The 16,072-nt window shown below is 63.6% G+C and carries 16 protein-coding genes and 1 pseudogene; 16 read left to right on the top strand and 1 reads right to left on the bottom strand.

What is annotated here, in order from left to right:
* Window positions 1-44 precede the first annotated feature (44 nt).
* The 13 genes from PQR67_RS18615 (at window position 45) to PQR67_RS18555 (ending at window position 13,076) form a co-directional block, all read left to right on the top strand.
* Window positions 45-1,031 carry a LysR family transcriptional regulator gene (locus PQR67_RS18615; protein ID WP_408462224.1) on the top strand — a complete coding sequence of 329 codons (987 nt, stop codon included), beginning with the start codon at window positions 45-47 and terminating at the stop codon, window positions 1,029-1,031.
* Window positions 1,028-2,563: a SidA/IucD/PvdA family monooxygenase gene (locus tag PQR67_RS18610; RefSeq protein ID WP_408462221.1), complete on the top strand. Its 1,536-nt coding sequence runs from the start codon at window positions 1,028-1,030 to the stop codon at window positions 2,561-2,563. The genes PQR67_RS18615 and PQR67_RS18610 overlap by 4 nt, the downstream gene beginning before the upstream one ends.
* Before the next feature lie 15 nt (window positions 2,564-2,578).
* Window positions 2,579-3,139, top strand: a complete 561-nt coding sequence (locus PQR67_RS18605; protein WP_408462218.1) for a CMD domain protein — start codon at window positions 2,579-2,581, stop codon at window positions 3,137-3,139.
* A complete protein-coding gene (locus PQR67_RS18600) occupies window positions 3,136-3,750 on the top strand; it encodes a peroxidase-related enzyme (protein ID WP_408462215.1) in 615 nt (204 codons plus the stop codon). The genes PQR67_RS18605 and PQR67_RS18600 overlap by 4 nt, the downstream gene beginning before the upstream one ends.
* Window positions 3,751-3,863: 113 nt before the next feature.
* A complete protein-coding gene (locus tag PQR67_RS18595) occupies window positions 3,864-4,163 on the top strand; it encodes a hypothetical protein (RefSeq protein ID WP_408462212.1) in 300 nt (99 codons plus the stop codon).
* A 231-nt stretch (window positions 4,164-4,394) separates the two neighbouring features.
* On the top strand, window positions 4,395-5,006 hold the full coding sequence (locus PQR67_RS18590; protein ID WP_408462209.1) for a GNAT family N-acetyltransferase: 612 nt from the start codon (window positions 4,395-4,397) through the stop codon (window positions 5,004-5,006).
* 27 nt (window positions 5,007-5,033) lie between these two features.
* Window positions 5,034-5,873 (top strand): MerR family transcriptional regulator, encoded by an 840-nt coding sequence (locus tag PQR67_RS18585; RefSeq protein WP_408462206.1) that lies wholly within the window; start codon window positions 5,034-5,036, stop codon window positions 5,871-5,873.
* Between the two features lie 110 nt (window positions 5,874-5,983).
* Window positions 5,984-6,982 (top strand): sulfonate ABC transporter substrate-binding protein, encoded by a 999-nt coding sequence (locus PQR67_RS18580; RefSeq protein ID WP_408462203.1) that lies wholly within the window; start codon window positions 5,984-5,986, stop codon window positions 6,980-6,982.
* A 399-nt stretch (window positions 6,983-7,381) separates the two neighbouring features.
* Window positions 7,382-8,281 carry a mechanosensitive ion channel family protein gene (locus tag PQR67_RS18575; RefSeq protein WP_408462200.1) on the top strand — a complete coding sequence of 300 codons (900 nt, stop codon included), beginning with the start codon at window positions 7,382-7,384 and terminating at the stop codon, window positions 8,279-8,281.
* A gap of 272 nt (window positions 8,282-8,553) precedes the next feature.
* Window positions 8,554-10,155, top strand: a complete 1,602-nt coding sequence (locus PQR67_RS18570; protein ID WP_408462197.1) for a flavin-containing monooxygenase — start codon at window positions 8,554-8,556, stop codon at window positions 10,153-10,155.
* 59 nt (window positions 10,156-10,214) lie between these two features.
* A complete protein-coding gene (locus PQR67_RS18565; RefSeq protein WP_408462194.1) occupies window positions 10,215-11,123 on the top strand; it encodes an SDR family NAD(P)-dependent oxidoreductase in 909 nt (302 codons plus the stop codon).
* 94 nt (window positions 11,124-11,217) lie between these two features.
* The gene (locus tag PQR67_RS18560) at window positions 11,218-12,099 is read left to right on the top strand and encodes a metal-dependent hydrolase (protein WP_408462191.1); all 882 of its coding nucleotides are present in this window, start codon (window positions 11,218-11,220) and stop codon (window positions 12,097-12,099) included.
* Window positions 12,096-13,076 (top strand): alpha/beta fold hydrolase, encoded by a 981-nt coding sequence (locus tag PQR67_RS18555; RefSeq protein WP_408462188.1) that lies wholly within the window; start codon window positions 12,096-12,098, stop codon window positions 13,074-13,076. Before PQR67_RS18560 ends, PQR67_RS18555 begins: the two co-directional genes overlap by 4 nt.
* Here PQR67_RS18555 and PQR67_RS18550 read toward each other — a convergent pair.
* Window positions 13,051-13,605 (bottom strand): putative glycolipid-binding domain-containing protein, encoded by a 555-nt coding sequence (locus tag PQR67_RS18550; RefSeq protein ID WP_408462185.1) that lies wholly within the window; start codon window positions 13,603-13,605, stop codon window positions 13,051-13,053. The two genes, PQR67_RS18555 and PQR67_RS18550, sit on opposite strands and share 26 nt — an antisense overlap.
* A 279-nt stretch (window positions 13,606-13,884) precedes the next feature.
* Here PQR67_RS18550 and PQR67_RS18545 point away from each other — a divergent pair, with 279 nt between their 5' ends.
* The 3 genes and pseudogenes from PQR67_RS18545 to PQR67_RS18535 form a co-directional block, all read left to right on the top strand.
* Window positions 13,885-14,826, top strand: a complete 942-nt coding sequence (locus tag PQR67_RS18545) for an urea transporter (RefSeq protein WP_408462543.1) — start codon at window positions 13,885-13,887, stop codon at window positions 14,824-14,826.
* Between the two features lie 118 nt (window positions 14,827-14,944).
* Window positions 14,945-15,721 (top strand): class II aldolase/adducin family protein, encoded by a 777-nt coding sequence (locus tag PQR67_RS18540; protein ID WP_408462182.1) that lies wholly within the window; start codon window positions 14,945-14,947, stop codon window positions 15,719-15,721.
* Between the two features lie 34 nt (window positions 15,722-15,755).
* Window positions 15,756-15,950 (top strand): annotated as a pseudogene (locus PQR67_RS18535) (4-oxalocrotonate tautomerase); the annotation flags it as partial.
* Window positions 15,951-16,072: the final 122 nt, after the last annotated feature.

Below are 16,072 nucleotides of genomic sequence, written 5' to 3'. Positions count from 1 at the left end.
TCAGACGACCCTACAATGCGCAAATCGAATTGCCAGGGCGCGCCATGGAGCTGCATCAACTCGAAGCGTTTTCGGCGGTCATGTCCGCCGGCAGCATCACCGGTGCGGGTCGTCTGCTCGAACGCTCGCAGCCGGCCGTCACGCGTCAGATTCAGGAGCTCGAAGCAGATCTCGGCTATGCCCTGTTCAATCGCAATGGACCGCGTGTCACGCCGACGCATCATGCGTTTCTGCTTTACGAAGAAGTCGAGCGTTCGCTGGTCGGGCTGAGGACCATCGAGCAACGGGCGCGCGCCATCGGTCTCGGCGAAGCGGAACCGCTGCGCGTGGCGGCCACGCCCGCGCTGGCCGCGTCGATCGTGCCGCCCGCCATCGCCGCGCTGCCGCCGCTCGGCCACACACCGCAATTCCAGTTACGCAGCCTGTCCGCGGAACACGTCGTGCATGAAGTCCTGACCCGTACCGCGGATATCGGCCTGGTCACGTTGCCGATCGGACATGCGGGCCTCGACATCCACTGGATCGCCGAAGCGCCCTGCGTCGTGCTCGTGCAGAGCGGCGACCCGCTCGCCGGCCTGCCGCACATCACGCTGCGCGATCTGGCGAACCGGCGCATTGTGACCGTGGCCAATCGCTTTCGGCTGCGGCATCGGATCGACGCGGCGTTCGCGGCCGCGCGCATCGCCGCCGACGTGTTTCTCGAAACCAATGCATCGTTGAACGCCGTGATGGCCGCTCGCGCGGGCGCCGGCGTCGCGATCGTGGACCCCGCCACCGGACTCGGCCTGCCGATCGACGGCGTGACGGCGCGGCCGCTCGACTGCGCGATTCCGTTTTTCTTCGGTGTGGTGACGTCGGCGGGCAAACCGCGCCGCGCGGCTGTCGACGCGTTGCTGCAATCCATCGAACAGGCGACCCGCGAACTGCTCGACGGCGTGGTCCTGCATCCGGCCCAGCAACACGACGCGCTGTTGCAGCGCGAAACGCGCGTGCCCCGTGCGCGCATCAAACATCCGGAACACACAGCATGAATCGTCTTGCCGCACTCGAAGCCCGCTTGCGTGAGGATCTGCGCTGGCTGGAATTGCCCGCGCCCTCGTGGGTCCCGCCGCGTTTCACCGCTGCTGAACGCGTACTCGATGTCGCCGTGATCGGCGGCGGCATGGCGGGACTCGCCGCGGCGGCGGAACTGCGCTGGCTCGGCATCGACAATCTGCAGGTGTTCGATCGCGCGCCGTCAGGGCGCGAAGGCCCGTGGGTATCGTTCGCGCGCATGGAAACGCTGCGCTCGCCCAAGCAACTCACGGGTCCCGCGTTGCGCATGCCGGCCCTCACGTTTCGCGCGTGGTACGAAGCGCAATTCGGCAGCGCCGCATGGGACACGCTCTACAAGATTCCCCGCACGCAGTGGATGGACTATCTGCGCTGGTATCGCAAGGTGCTCGATCTGCCGGTGCAAAACGACATCGCTCTGAGCTCGCTGCGCCCGCGCGACGACGGCCTGCTTGAACTCGACCTGCTCGATCTCGCAGCAGCAGGTGCAGGTGCAGGTGCGAATGCAGATGCGCAACGCACGGTGCTGGCGCGGCACGTCGTGCTCGCCACCGGGCGCGACGGTTTGGGCGGCCCGTCCGTACCGGCGATCGCCAATACGGTTGCACGCCGCTACTGGGCGCACTCCGCGGATGCAATCGATTTCGCCGCCTTGGCCGGCCGGCGCGTCGGTGTCGTCGGCGCAGGGGCGTCCGCCTTCGACAATGCCGCGACCGCGCTCGAAGCGCGTGCGGCCAGTGTCGATCTGTTTATCCGCCGCGACGACATTCCACGCGTGAACAAGCTGACCGGTATCGGCAGTCCGGGGCTCGTGCATGGTTTCGCCGATCTCGACGATTCGTCCAGGTGGCGTTTCCTGCATTACGCCCAGAGCGAGCAAACGCCGCCGCCGCGCGACAGCGTGCTGCGGGTTTCACGCCATGCCAGTGCGCGTTTTCATGTCGGCAGTCCGGTGACGGCGCTCGACGAACTCGACGGCGCGCTCGCGGTAACGACACCCAAAGGCCGCTACGTGGTGGATTTTCTGATCTTCGCGACCGGCTTTCACTCGGATCTCGCCACGCGCGCCGAATTCGCGCCATTCGCCCGCTTGGTACGGCGCTGGAAAGACCGCTATCGGGCGGATCCGTCGCTGCCTTCGCACGAACTGGCCGAGTCGCCGGATCTCGGCGCCGCATTCGCGTTTCAGGAGCGCGAGCCAGGCACGTGTGCGGCGCTGACGCAGATTCATTGCTTCAATCATGCGGCGAGCCTCAGCCATGGCAAGCTGTCCGGCGACATCCCGGCGATCAGCGACGGCGCGCAGCGCCTTGCACGAGGTATCGCGAGCCGCCTGTTCGACGCGGATCGCGAGCGCCACTATCAGGCGCTGCTCGCTTTCGATACAGCGGAGCTGCGTGGGGATGAATGGACCGATGCGGATGCATTGTCCGACGCTTCGCGCGTTCGCCTGCAAGCAGAGAACACCGCTGAAAATACCGCTGAAAACACGGCCCAAAATACCGATTAACCCGCCGGAGCAGATATGACCGACCTCGCGCCACTGACAGAATCGTCCGCTATTCCAGCTAAAGAAAACGCCGACACCATCGATACCGTCGACATCCTCGCCGGCCTGCCAGCCGGCAGCCCGCTCGCCGCCATCCGCCACGCCCGTGACAAAGTCGTGCTGCACACGCAACGTAGTGAAGACGCATTGTTCGATCCTGCGTTGCCCGATCTTTCCCTGCACGAGCGTTTGTTTGCCGCATGGTATGCCGCGCGCCTCTCGCTGGCCGACGATCTCGCCGACGCCTATACGGCGAAACTCATCGCCGCCGGTGCGCAGCCGGTCACGCTCGACGAAATCGAAACGGGCACACTCGACCCCGCTACCCACGCGCGCCTGATCGCCATCCTCTCTCACGTCAAGCTGCTGACTCTCCAGCCCGTCGAAGCACGCCCCGAACATTTGCAAGCGCTGCAGCAAGCCGGTATCACGACACGCGGCATCGTCGCGCTGTCGCAGTTGATTGCGTTCGTCACTTATCAATTACGCGTGGTAGCGGGCCTGAAAGCATTGCGCGCCGCCCAGGAGGCAGCATGAGTCAAGTGAATACCAGTGCATCGCCGCTTGACCGGCTCAACGGCTTCACCTTCGATACGCTCGGCTGGCGCGCGTGGCTCGACACGGTCAGCCTCGACGACGCCACGCCCGAGCAGATCGCCGTGCTCGAAGCGAGCCATCCGCAGGCCAGGACCTCGGACTACTATCTGCTGTTGGTCCAGCAGGCGGAAATCCTGCGGCAACGCTCCGGCGTTTTCAACGCAATCATGTATGCGCCAGGCGGGCTGCCTCGTGCCGAGCGTGAGCTCGCCAGCACCGTGGTATCGCGCGTGAACGGCTGCGTGTATTGCGCTTCGGTGCATGCGCAACGATTCGGCCAGCTCGCGAAACGGACCGACGCGATCGAACAGGTTTTCGACGACCCGTCGACTGCCGGCACCACGCAACGTGAGCGCGCCATCATCCAGTATGCGATCGAATTGACCGACCACCCTGAAAACGTCGACGCCGCCGCCATCAAGCGGCTCGAAGCGAATGGCCTGACGCACGCGGAGATTCTCGACCTGACTCACGCTATCGCAATCTTTGCATGGGCCAACCGGCTGATGCTCACGCTTGGCGAACCCGTGTTTGCGCAAGCGGGCGCGTGATACCCCGGGCAGAACGACCAACTAGTCCAGCCTCGCCGGCCACGCCCGTGTCGAAGGAGTCAGAGGCTGCATTGCGGTATCCTCACCGGCTCGTTCAGAAGGAGGATGGATTCATGAAGTTTTCGATTTGCGTGGCAATCGCCGCCCTGACGCTGTCCGCCACCGCGTACGCGCAAACCTCACAAACCTTTCGCTTCGGCGAAGGCCAGAGCACGCTGCCGTCCGGCAATGCCCATCCGGCAGGCGCGCCTGGTACGCAGGCCCAACAGCCCCAACCGATGCAAGCGCAGCAGCAACCGCAACCTACGGAGCATGCCCCGGCCAAAGCCAAAACCAAGCCGAAGCACAAGGCAAAGCATCACCGGCATTACCGTGGGCATGTGAAGCAGCCGGATACGTACTCGCACAACTGATCTGATCGCGAAACGCATGCCACGCGCGTGCGTCTTCGCGACGAAAACCCGTAGCGCCCGGCACGGTCGCATGGCCGGGTGCGCCACGCCAGGCCTCGTTCGCACCCATCACCGCTCCATGCGCCAATACCGCCTATAAATCGTGCCGATTTTTGACGCGCTTCAAATTCGCGCGCGCGGCGGGCATAGTAAAACGTATCCGCAGACTCACTGGCCACGACAGGAACACGTATGAGCACCACCCGCCCCGCCCCCTCCACGCCCCATCCCGTCGACACAAGCACCCAGACGCCGCTCACCGCCCCACTGATCCGCGACGCCACCGAAGCCGATCTGACCGCGATCCAGACGATCTACGCCCACCACGTACTGACCGGCGTCGCTTCGTTCGAAGAAATCCCGCCTTCCGTCGACGATCTGCGCGCGCGGCTCGCGTCGGTGCGCAGTCACGGCTTGCCGTACATGGTGGCCGAGATCGACGGCGCAGTCGCCGGCTATTGCTACGCAACGCCGTACCGCCCGCGCGCCGCGTATCGCAACACAATCGAAGATTCGATCTACGTGAGCGACGCGTTTCGCGGACGCGGCCTGGGCCGTGTGTTATTACAGGCACTGATCGAACGCTGCGAAACCGGGCCGTGGCGCCAGATGGTCGCCGTGATCGCCGACGGCGGCAGCGGCGGTTCGCTGTCCCTGCATGCACAACTAGGCTTCGAATTGACCGGCACGTTAAAGGCGGTCGGGTTCAAGCACGGCCGCTGGCTCGACACCACGCTGATGCAGCGGACCCTGGGGCTCGGCGACTCATCCGTGCCGGACGACATCCTGCCGGGACGCGGATAAAGCGGCCAGCCGCGTTAAAATCCCCCCATGCCCAATACGCCGCCCCCCTTTCCGCCCTTGCCCGACGCCTCGAGCGCCGCGCCGCGCAACGAATACACGGTCGACGAACTCGCGCGCGTCACCGATACCACCGTGCGCAACGTGCGCGCCTATCAGGATCGCGGCCTGCTGGCGCCGCCGGAAAAGCGCGGCCGCGTCGGCGTGTATGACGACACGCATGTGTCGCGTCTGAAGCTGATCAACCATTTGCTCGCGCGCGGCTATACGCTCGCGAACATCCAGGACCTGATCATGGCCGTGGACGAAGGCCACGATCTGCGCTCGATCCTCGGCCTTGAAACCGCGATCGGCGGGCGCTGGTCGCGCGAACGGCCGAAGAAATACTCGCTGCTCGAACTGCTGCAAATGTTCGGCGACAAAGCCTCGCCGAGCGCGCTCGGCAAAGCGGTCGATCTCGGTTTGCTGGAACGCGACGGGCTCTCCTTCGTGTCCGGCAACCCCACCGCGCTGGCCGCCGGCGCGACCATGGCCAAGGAAGGCATTCCGCTCGCCGACCTGCTCGACGCCGTGGGCATCGCAAGACCGCATTTCAATGCGGTCGCCAAGGCGCTGGTCGATCTGGTGGTCCGCCAGTTGGACCGTTACGACGCCGACGCATTGCCGCCGCCCGCCGACGTGCCCGCCCTGGTTGACGCGATCTGGCGTGTGCGGCCGTTGGCGATGGTGCTGGTCGAAAGCGAAATGAACCGTGCGCTGGAAGAAGCCTCCGGCGATTATCTCGGCGATCGCGTCGCGGCGATCATGGAAAAGAAGCTCGGCCATCCTCCCGAAGGCGCTGCGGCAAAGAAAGACAAATCCAGAAAGTAGTCACGCCGGGTTCGCGCACGCGTCATATTCAAATCTGCATTGCTTCGTTTGATCGGCGCGACGTCCATGCGACGATCGTCGACCGATCGAACGCAATGGAGATTCGCAGGATGGCCCGTCATACCCCTGGTTCGCTTCACGTCGCCGCCGCGTTGCTGGCGGCGCTCACCACCTTGAGCGCGACCGCGCAGAGCAGCAATGCCAATGGCAGCGAGCCGGCCAACGTGCTGCGCGTTGGTTATCAGAAGTCGGGCCTGCTCGCGATACTCAAGGCGCAAGGCTCGCTCGACGAAAAGCTCAAGCCGCTCGGCTACAGCATCAAATGGTTCGAATTTCCGGCCGGCCCGCAATTGCTCGAGGCACTGAACGCCAATAGCCTCGACTTCGGCTACACCGGCGCACCGCCGCCTGTGTTCGCGCAGGCTGGCGGCGTGCGCTTCGTGTACGTCGGCGCCGAGCCGTCGGGACGTCATGCCGAAGCGATTCTGGTCCGAAGCGACTCGACGCTGCATGGCGTGGCGGAATTGAAGGGCAAGCGCGTCGCGCTGCAAAAAGGCTCGAGCTCGAACTATCTGCTGCTCGAAGCGCTGAAGAAAGCCGGCCTGCGTTACGAAGACGTTCGCCCGGTGTACCTCGCGCCCGCCGACGCGCGCGCCGCCTTCGAAAGCGGCACCGTCGATGCATGGGTGATCTGGGACCCTTACTACGCCTCAGCACAAGAAACGCTGAAGGCACGCGCGCTGGTCGATTACTCGGACCTCAACAGTCCCTATAACTTCTATGAAGCCACGCGCGACTTCGCCCAGCAGCATCCCGACGTGATCGGCGCGATTCTCGGGCAATTGCGCATCACCGGCCTGTGGGTGAACGACCATCCGGTGGAAACCGCCGCGCTGATCGCGCCGAAGGTCGGGCTGGATCAGAAGCTGGTCGAAACCTGGGTGCGCCGCTATCCGTACGGCACAACGGCCGTTACCGACGAAATCGTGCGCTCGCAGCAGATCGTCGCCGATGCGTTCTACGGCGCGCATCTGATTCCGCAAAAGATCACCGTGAAAGACAACGTCTGGCAGAACCGTGACGTGGCAGCCAGTCTGGCGAAAAAATAGGTGCCAGGAGTTCGAAAACGAAGCGTGGTGTATTGCTTCGTTATCCGCATCAAATACCTATCATGATGCTACGTCGGCTTGAGGAATAATTTCTCAAGCCGACGTCACATTTCACTGGCCACCCGTCATTCAATCCGCGACGGGGCCACAACAACCCACCCCTCTCGCCCCCATCTCGCAGCGCTCGTCCTTTCGCATCCGGCAAGCCAATCTGTCAAAAAGCTTGCACCGGTAGAACTTTCTTTTTGCGAAACAGTCTCTTCTCTGCACGCTTTACTCGCGTCACTCTCCCGATACCCGCTCGTCACCCGCGTTGCACGACCGCGCGGGTCTCATGCTTTTCATCAACCATGCGGCGAACAACACGCCGCCGCTGAAACAATCAGGACCGTCAAGGCCATGCAGAATTTACTCGCTGAGATTCACCCCACCCGGTGGACCTTCCTTTGGGACGCACTCACCACGATCACGATGCACTTGTGCGCAGCCGCATTGATATTGGTGGTGGGCTGGTGGGTCGCCCGCCGCGCCGCACGTTCACTCAACCGCTTGCTCACGAGCCAGTCGCGCATGGACGCCACCCTGCGCCCGGTCATCAGCGACACCTGTCTGTGGAGCATTCGTGTCGTCTCGATCATCGGCGCCTTGTCGCAACTGGGTATCCAGACAGCAAGCATTGTCGCCGTGCTTGGCGCCGCCGGCCTCGCTATCGGTCTCGCGTTGCAGGGCACGATGCAGAACATCGCGGCCGGCATCATGCTTTTGCTGCTGCGACCGTTCAAGGTAGGCGACTACATCGACTCCGGCACCGGCAGCGTCTCGGGCACCGTCGATGAAATCAGCCTGTTCACGACGCGTCTCACCAAGTCCGACGGCGTCTGCGAATACGTGCCGAACAGCGCCTTGTGGAGCAATTCGATTCGCAATTACAACCGTAATCCGACCCGCCGTCTCGATCTGGAAGTGGAAATCTCGGTGCGCGACGACGTTGACGCGGCGCTGGCCGCTTTGCGCAAGCTCGCCGCTGCCGACCCGCGTGCGCTGGATAAACCGGCGCCGCAGGTGATGGTGGCCCGTTTCGACGACAGCACCGTGGTCCTGAACATTCGCGTGTGGGCCAATATCGACGTGTTCTGGGATATGCGCTGGGATCTCGCCCGTCAGGTGCGCCAAACGCTCAACAACGCGCAATGTGGCTTACCGGTTCGCACACGTGAACTGCATATCGTGCAAAACATCGGTACGGACGAGTCTGCAGCGGCTCACGTGACTGCCGCGCCGCGAGCTTCAGTGCAGTAACGCTGCGACAGGCATCAACCGGGCGGATTTGCGAAGCGGGGTTGCAACGTGAATCCGCCCGGCATTTTTCACATAATGGAATGAAATCCGCTTCCACGTCAGTCTTGAAGCCCTCCCAGGCCAGCGGCATAGCCGTTCGGACCTTCCACCACGACCTTCTCCGCGCCATAGAGTTACCCGTCTAACCCGCTGCTTGCGTCATCCGTTGACAGCCCTTATTGTTACATCAACCAATGTAACAGTTAAGAGCGAACAAAAAGGAGACGGATCGGATGAACGCACGCATGATGCCCCTCGACGACGCGGCGCCCAACGCATCCGCGCCCATCGACACTGATATCGCCATCATCGGCTCGGGCTTTGCCGGCCTCGGCATGGCGATCCGGCTGCGGCAAGCCGGCATGACCGATTTCATCATTGCTGAAAAGGCCGAGTCGGTCGGCGGCACCTGGCGCGACAACCACTATCCCGGTTGCGCCTGCGACGTGCAATCCCACGTCTATTCGTTCTCCTTCGCCCCGAATCCGCGCTGGACCCGCATGTTCGCGCGTCAGCCGGAAATTCGCGCGTATCTGGAAGGGTGTACGCAACGGTTCGGTATCCAGCGTCATCTGCGTTTTGGCCACGAACTTGCCTCCGCAATCTACGACGAAGCCCGCCACCGCTGGCAACTGACGTTCGCAAACGGCCAGCGGTGGTCGGCGCGCGTGCTGATCTCGGGCATGGGCGGACTTTCGCGCGCGGCCATTCCGAACATTCCGGGCATCGAGACATTCAAGGGTAAGGCGTTCCACTCGCAGCACTGGGACCACACGTATCCACTCGACGGCAAACGCGTCGCGGTGATCGGCACCGGGGCGAGCGCGATCCAGTTCGTGCCGCAGATCGCGCCGCGCGTCTCGCATCTGAACCTGTTCCAGCGCACGCCGCCATGGATCATGCCGAAGGCCGACCGGGCGGTGAAGCCGTTTGAACAGTGGTTGTTCAAGCATCTGCCGTTCACGCAGAAAATCATGCGTTCGGCGCTCTATTGCATGCTCGAATCACGCGCCTTCGGTTTCGCGATTCATCCTTCGCTCATGAAAACCGCGCAGAAAGTCGCTGAGCGGCATCTGCGCCGCCAGGTGCCCGATCCGCAATTGCGCGCCACGCTCACACCGAATTACACGATGGGCTGCAAGCGCATCCTGATCTCGAACGACTACTTCCCCGCGCTGTCGCGCCAGAATGTGTCGGTGACAAGCACCGGCATCGCCCGTGTGGAAGAAGACGCGGTGATCACGACCGACGGCACCCGCCATCCGGCCGACTGCCTGATCTTCGGCACCGGCTTTCAGGTGGCCGATCCGTTTCCGGCGGGCGTGGTGCGCGGGCGCGGCGGCGTCGATATCGTCGATACGTGGCGCGATGGCGCGCACGCGTATCTCGGTACGGCACTGCCTGGTTATCCGAACTTCTTCATGATCGTTGGCCCCAATACCGGCCTCGGTCACAACTCGATGGTGTTCATGATCGAGTCGCAGGTCGAATACGTCCTGCGCGCCTTGAAAACGATGAACGCCGAGCGCGCCGATGCGATCGAGGTGCGTCCGCATGTCGAGCGCGCCTATAACGAACAGATCCAGCAGAAACTCGGCCGCGCGATCTGGTCGACGGGTGGCTGCAAGAGCTGGTATCTCGATCCGAAGACCGGCAAGAACACCACGCTGTGGCCAGGATTCGCCTACAAATTCCGCCAGGCGACCCGCACCTTCAGCATGGACGACTACCTCGCCTACTCGCCCACGGCGCAGCCTCTGGGCGGCCATGCGGGCTCGCAGCAGCCGGTGCACGCGCATGGCAACGCAGCCGCGACGTCCGCGGAAGCCACCTGAAAACATAACCTGAAAAACATAACGACAGGCACCGTTCAGAGAGGATCGGAGACAACGCAATGAAAAACTTTACCGACAGAGTGGCCGCCATCACCGGCGCGGGTTCAGGCATGGGCCGTTCGCTTGCGATCCGGCTCGCGCGCGAAGGCTGCCACCTCGCTCTTGCCGACCGCAACGCCGCGAGCCTCGCCGAAACCGCACAACTCGCACAGGCCGCCGCACCGCATATCGTCGGCTCGCCGCTGCGTATCACCACGCGTGTGCTCGACGTGTCGGATCGCGCCGCGATGTTCGACTGGGCCGCCGAAACGGCCGCGCAGCATCAGCGCGTAAACCTCGTGTTCAACAACGCGGGCGTGGCGCTGTCGAGCACCATCGAAGGGATGGAGTACGCCGACCTCGAGTGGATCGTCGGCATCAATTTCTGGGGCGTGGTGCACGGCACGAAGGCGTTTCTGCCGTATATCAAGGCGTCGGGTGCGGGACACATCGTCAATACGTCGAGCGTGTTCGGGCTTTTCTCGCAACCCGGCATGAGCGGCTACAACGCGACCAAATTCGCCGTGCGCGGCTTCACCGAGGCGTTGCGCCAGGAACTCGATCTGATGAAGTGCGGCGTGTCGGCAACCTGCGTGCATCCGGGCGGCATTCGCACGGGCATCGCGCAGTCGAGCCGCATCTCGTCGAACATGGTCGGCTTCATGCTGGAAAACGAACAGCAAGGCAAGGACGACTTCGAGAAGTTTTTCATTACCACCGCCGACGAAGCCGCACGTGTGATTCTCGACGGCGTGCGCAAGAACAAACGGCGTGTGCTGATCGGCCGCGATGCCCGCGCCGCCGACTGGCTGGCGCGTACGTTGCCGGCGGCCTACCAGGCGCTGGTCGTGATGCAAACGCGCCGCATGAAGCGCATTGCGGAAAAGCGCGCGCGCCGCGCCGCCCAGGTGGACGCACGGCGTGCCTGATGCCCAGCCCGTCATCTAGCACCATGCAACGCGCCATGCAGACCGTCCAATCAGCAAGTGCAGCAGCACATCGGGAATCACAAGGAGAAAGGCCATGATGCCGGTTCGCCGCGACCTTCGCTTCAACTTACCGCAGGAACGTGCCTGCGACTGGCACGTGCAGGGTTCGCACGTGACCCACTTCTTCAACGCGCTCTCGCTGCTGTTCCCGGCAGGCGAGCGTTTCTTCATGGACAGCGTGCGCAACTACCGCGACCAGATCGACGACCCCGTGCTCAAGAAGCAGGTGCTCGGCTTCATCGGCCAGGAAGCGATGCATACGCGCGAGCACATCGAATACAACGATCTGCTGCGGGAAGCCGGCTTGCCCGCGCATAAGCTCGACAAGCGGCTGTGGGCGATTCTCAACTTCAGCCGCAGGATTCTGCCTCATTCGTATCAGCTCGCGATGACCGTCTGCCTCGAGCATTACACGGCGATGCTGGCCGGCTTGCTGCTGGAAGACGCGTCACGCATCGGCGGTTCGGTCGAAGGCTATACGCAGATGTGGACGTGGCACGCACTGGAAGAAACCGAACACAAATCGGTTTCATACGATGTGTGGAATGCCGTGCTCAAGCCCGGCCTTGGCCGCTACCTGCTGCGCACCGGCACGATGCTGACCACTACGCTGATGTTCTGGCTGATCGTGTTCGACTTCCACGTGCGTCTGCTCATCGCCGATCGCAAACGCGGCGGCCATATTCGCGGCATGTGGCGCGTCGTGAAGTATCTGTACGGCCCGCGTCACGGCGTGTTTCCGCGTATTGCCGGCGAATGGCTGAGCTTTTTCCGGCCCGGCTTCCACCCGTGGGATCACGACAATCGCGCGCAACTGTCGCGTATCGACGGCCTCGTCGCCGCGGTCGACGCCACCAACGCGGCCACGCCGAGCGCACGCAAAGCCGCGCGACGCGGCGTGCAGGCGGCTGCGTGATACGCGACACGCTGTCGGTCGACGCCGGCGACGTGCGGCTCGCGGTCTACGTGAGTGGACCACGCGACGCGCCGCCGATCGTGCTGGTGCACGGTTATCCGGATTCGGCGGCAGTGTGGGAACCGGTACGCGCGCAACTCGACGCGCGCTACCGTGTGATCAGCTATGACGTGCGCGGCGCGGGAGCGTCCGGCGCGCCGGAATCGCGCGCGGCTTACCGGCTCGATCGGCTGGCCGCTGATCTCGCGGCCGTCGCCGAGGCAACGTGCGGCGCGCGGCCGTTTCACCTGGTCGGTCACGACTGGGGGTCGATTCAAAGCTGGGAAGCCGTCACCGAGCCGGCCTTCAAAGGCCGGATTGCATCGTATACGTCGATCTCCGGGCCGTGCCTCGATCACGCTTCGTTCGGTCTACGCGGCGCCGATGCCCCCGCCGACGGCGATCTGGTTGAACAGCCACTAGCCCGTCAGGCAGCAAAGCGTCCGTTCGGCAGTCGTCTTCGGCAGACGCTCAAATCCTGGTACATCGTCTTCTTTCACCTGCCGTTGCTGCCGGAGCTCGTATGGCGCGCCGGCGGCGCACGCATGTGGCCGTTATGGCTGCGCCTGACCGAACGGGTGCGCCCTGAACGCGATCCCGCGCAAATGCGCAACGCCATCAATGGTCTGAATCTCTATCGCGCCAATTTCATCGACAGGTTGCTGCACCCGCGCGCACGCCATGCGCATGCGCCGGTGCAGTTCATCGTGCCGCTGCGCGATCGCTACGTCGGGCCCGAACTCTCCATCGGGCTCGAAGGCTGGCTCGGTGTGGTTAGCCGCAGCGAAATCGACGCCGGCCATTGGGTCGTATTGCGCGACCCCAAACGTATCGCGGCGGACATCGAGCGCTTTGTCGAGCTGCACCGGGCACAGCGGCCGGCAGAAGGCGGTGGCGCCGGCGCCTCGACGGTCAACGCGCGAGCGGCAGGCGAGTGAACAGCGTCGGGTAGTCGATCACGAGGCCGTCTTCATCCACCGTCAGATCCGCGGTGAAATTGCGGAAGATGCCTTCGTAGCGATACACGCGATTCAATTCGATGCAGGAATACGCCTGTTCGGCGCGCGTGACCTGCAAATCCGGCGTCGAAATATAGGCCACGGAAATCGGCTCGCGCTCGCCTTCGGCCAGTTGCAGGCGACGGATCGGCAAGGTGTTTGTATAGGGCGTAGCGGCGATATCGATATCGATGCATCCTTCGACCGCCGTCAGCACGTGACCGTGACCATCATGCCAATGGCCCGCGCCGTCGCCATGCAATTCCACCTCACCGCCGCCGACGATCTTCAGCCACGCATAGGTCGTGCGCCATTGCGCATCGCTGCGCACCTTGTAATGCAGACCATACGGCTTGCCGTAGCGCTGTCCGACCACCACGCTTTCCACCGCAAAGCCATCCGCGCGCGCGTCGAACATAAGATGTTCGAAACCGTCGCCCTCTTCCGATGCCCACCGTAATTCACGCATCAGTCTGTCTCCTTCTGGAACGAAACGAAACGGAACGGCACGGCAAGCGCGCCGGGTTCTTATCGTAGCGCGAAAGCTTTCGGTTTGCCGACACACCGCTTTTTCGCTCATGGCAGCGATGCTGCGCGTGTGTCGCAAATAGCCACTATCAACGCCTCGCAATGCCCGGCGCGGGACAAGTGGCCTATGCTCGCGGTTCACCCTCAACCTGACCCGCCGCGTGCGCCCGAACTGCACGCGGCAAAGTCGCGCCGCATCGAATTCGCCGTATCCCAGACCATGCACGCTCCTGCAACCGAAGCACACTCCGCCGCCTTGCGCACCTTGTTGCGCAGTTTCGGCCAGATCGTGCTGCAGCCGAATGCGCTCACCGGCGCGTGCCTCCTCGCCGCGTGGCTGCTATGCGATCCGCGCCTCGCATGCGCGGCGCTGTTGGGTGCGATCGCGGCCAACGTGAGCGCGGTGTTGGCCGGCTATCCAGAAGACGACACGCAGGCCGGACTCCATGGCTTTAACGGCGCGCTCGCCGGTCTCGCCGCATTCAGTTTCATCGCCGACAACGCAACAGCTGCCGCTGTGGCCATTCTGGCCGCGACCGGCACTGCATGGCTGCTGGAACCGTGGTCGCGCTGGCTGCGCGCGCGTGGGTTCGGCTATTTTTCAAGCCCCTGTTTGATCGTCACGTGGCTTTGGCTGCCGCTCGTGACGCGGGCCGCGCAACCAGCGAGTCCCCTCGCTGAGCACGTGCCTGGCGCAGCACAATTGAGCGGCGGCGTACTCGCCGGATTCGCGCAAACCGGTTTTGCGTCCGGCGCATTGCCGGGTTTGCTTGTATTGATCGGCATTGCCGCAGCGTCGAGACGGCATGCGCTATGGGCCTCGATCGGCGCGGCCCTAGCGACTTCCGTGCATCTGCTGTTCGGCGCGAGTACAAGCTCGCTCGATGCGGGCCTGTTAGGATTCAACGGCGTGCTGACCGCTATCGCACTGGCCGATTTCGGCATCGCGGCAACGCTGGGCGGTATTGTGCTTTCAGTGGCGCTGCAGGTGCTGGCCACTTACTATGCGCTACCGGCCATGACCGCACCGTTCGTACTTGCGACGTGGAGCATGCAGTGGTTCGCCGGCCGGCTCACGCGCGGTGCGGCAGTGCCCGAAGCGGCTCAGCCTGCCGAAACCGGACGACGCGTCACGTCGGCGTCGGCGAGGCGCGTGGGTTAGGCGGCACATTTGGGCCGCAGGCTTACGCCGTAGGTGCGGGTACGCACGTAGCCCACGGGTTCGGTCCGTAGGCCCGGGCCATCAACCACCACCCACCCGGCAATCTCAGGAGACACACATGTCGTTCACCCACACGCCCGCCGGCCGTGTCGCCGACGCGGGACCGAGGTCCGAAGCCGAGCAGCTAACGCGCGTCGATCTGGCCGCCGCCTATCGCCTCGCCGCGCTCAATGGCTGGGACGATCTGGTCTATACGCATATCTCGGCCAGCGTTCCCGGCGAACCCGGCCACTTTCTGATCAATCCGTTCGGTCTCGCGTTCGACGAAGTATGTGCGTCGAACCTGGTGAAGATCGATATCGAAGGCAATATCGTCGGCACAAGCGAACATCCGGTGAACGCCACCGGTTTCGCGCTGCACGCCGCCGTGCACGCGGCCCGCGCCGACGCGTTCTGCGTAATGCACTTGCACAATACGGCGGGCGTAGCGGTTTCCGCCCAGCCGGCCGGTTTGCTGCCGGCGTCGCAACATGCGTTGCGTTTTTACGGCCACCTCGCGTATCACGATTACGAAGGCCTCGCCTTTACGCCGGCCGAAGGCGAGCGCCTCGTCGCGCATCTCGCCGATAAACCGGCCATGCTGTTGCGCAATCACGGCACGCTCACCGCCGGTCGCACCGTCGCCGAAGCCTATGTGTTGATGGCAACGCTGATCAAGTCCTGCGAAATCCAGTTGCAGGCGCAGGCTTGCGGCAGCGAACTGGTTGTGCCGGGCGATGCCGTAGCCGCACGCACAGCCGACCAACTCTACGACGGCGGTGCGATCGAAGGCGCGCTGGAATGGCCCGCCTTGCTACGCAAGCTTGATCGTCTGGACCGTACGTACCGCGATTAAATTCACTTTTTAACGTCACTCATCACGGAGTCACGCAATGCCCACGTTTCATATCGAACTCTTCGAAGGCCGCTCGCTGGAGCAGAAACGCCAGTTCGTCGAAGCCATTACCAAAACGACCTGCGAATCGCTGGGCGTCGAGCCGAACTCGGTGGATATCATCCTCACCGACGTTAAACGCGAAAACTGGGCAACAGGTGGGCGTTTGTGGTCCGAAGCGGACGCGTGAGGTGAGTGAAAATGCTGCGCGCGTCGCGCGCGCAGCAGGTACTTCTGAGCGACGCGTCGATGAAACACGTCGCTGTGGCGGCGTCGAGAAACCCCCCCACACCACCCGGCAATTAGAAGCGG

It is taken from the genome of Paraburkholderia fungorum (assembly GCF_046026025.1).
Lineage (GTDB): Bacteria > Pseudomonadota > Gammaproteobacteria > Burkholderiales > Burkholderiaceae > Paraburkholderia > Paraburkholderia fungorum_E.
The sequence above is the reverse complement of the archived record's forward strand: the minus strand, read 5'-3'. Positions and strand labels throughout refer to the sequence as shown.